Origin of the sequence: Moraxella oculi (assembly GCF_023336735.1) — a bacterium.
Classification (GTDB): domain Bacteria; phylum Pseudomonadota; class Gammaproteobacteria; order Pseudomonadales; family Moraxellaceae; genus Moraxella; species Moraxella oculi.
On record NZ_JAMBAQ010000058.1, the window covers coordinates 1 to 950 of the forward strand.

A 950-nucleotide genomic window follows, 5' to 3' on the forward strand; every position below is an offset into this window, starting at 1 on the left:
ATTGATGCTGATAACAATACCATCGAAGTCGCTCTAAACCCTGATGTTAAAGGCTTAAATAGCCTGCAATTTGCTGAAGATCAAGGCATCAAAGTTGGTGATGCACAAACCCTAGCAACAGATGCGACAGCGACCGCAATCGGTCGTGGTGCAAATGCTACCAATTTTGGTTCACAGGCCATAGGTTCATCTAGTGCTGCAAATGCTGACTTCGCTCAAGCCTTTGGTACGATTGCAACAGCAAACAAGGAGGGTGCTTTGGCACTGGGTGCGGCATCACAAGCGAATACTATGGGTGGTGTGGCATTAGGTGCATTGTCTGTGGCGGATCGTGAAGCCATCGATCCAGCGAAGATTATTGTCGCTCATGTTGGTGTAAACCCTAAAGAAAATGAAGTTTACGCACCAGAAAGCTTGAGAAATAGTGATCTTATCACAAACACCGTCAAAGGCAACCTAGGTGCGGTATCTGTTGGTGATAAAAACAACACTCGTCAAATCACCAATGTCGCGGCAGGCTCTAGCGATACCGACGCGGCTAACATTGCACAATTAAAGGCGGTGGCAGAATTGCCAATGAGCTTTGGTGCTGACTTTGGTGAGGCGGTTGATCGCAAACTTGGCGAACAGCTTACCATCCGTGGTAAAGACAGCAGCGTCTACACCGTAACAAACGAACAAGACAAAGCCATCGAAATTGCTGTACAGGCTAATGAAGCCATGGGTATGCAAATCACCGAAGGCGGTTTGGCTGTTAAACTTGAAAAAGATGCCAATAACCCACTACAATTTGGTAATAAAGGTGGTCTTGAACTTAATGTTGACCCTAATACACTTCAAGTTGAGTTAACTAATGGTGACAACTTACCAAGTAAGCAATTGAAAGTCAACTTAAAAGACAAGGGTGGTATTATCGCTAATGATGCTGGTAATAATGGCGACAAAGGTTT

The 950-nt window shown here is 44.9% G+C and carries 1 pseudogene; it reads left to right on the forward strand.

Going from position 1 to position 950, the window contains the following annotated elements:
• Positions 1-950: pseudogene (locus M2R47_RS09365) on the forward strand (hypothetical protein); the annotation flags it as partial.